The sequence below is a fragment of the Myxococcus sp. AM009 genome (assembly GCF_013372605.1).
Lineage (GTDB): Bacteria > Myxococcota > Myxococcia > Myxococcales > Myxococcaceae > Myxococcus > Myxococcus vastator.
This window is the reverse complement of record NZ_JABXEP010000402.1, coordinates 1-495: the sequence shown is the minus strand read 5'-3', so window position 1 is coordinate 495 and position 495 is coordinate 1. Positions and strand designations below refer to the sequence as shown.

The 495-nt window shown below is 79.8% G+C and carries 1 protein-coding gene; it reads right to left on the bottom strand.

Annotated features, from left to right (window positions below; genetic code table 11):
- On the bottom strand, positions 1-495 hold a 495-nt coding region (locus HV824_RS36095; protein ID WP_217918045.1), incomplete at both ends, for a hypothetical protein.

Below are 495 nucleotides of genomic sequence, written 5' to 3'. Positions count from 1 at the left end.
ACCACGTACAGCCCCACGAGGACCAGCAGCGCCAGCCCCAGCGTGCTCCAGGCCCCCAGCCGCGCCTCCACGGCCTCCGCCCAGGGCCCCCGGGCCAGGCTCCGCGTCTTCGCGAAGCGCACGCGCCCCTGAACCCGGGGTCGCGCCAGCGAGCGCCTTCGCCCCACGTCCCGCAGCCACGCGCCCGCGCGGAGCAGCACCAGCGCCACGTCGCCCGTGGGAACCTCCGGCAGCCACCACCCGTCGCGCGGCCGCCAGCGCCAGAGCGCCCCCGCCACCGCGCTCCCGGCCAGCACCGGCCACAGCGCCGCCCAGGCCCCGCTCCCCGACAGCACCTTGGCCACCGCCGTGTCCGGCGCCAGCCCCCACACCGCCGCGAAGGCCAGCACGGTGAGCGCCGCCCAGGGCCCCCACAGCCCCGGCCCGCCGTGCGCGTGGCGGCCCTCCTCCGGGCGCGGCACCAGCCACAGGAAGCGGGCCAGGACGAGCGTGCTG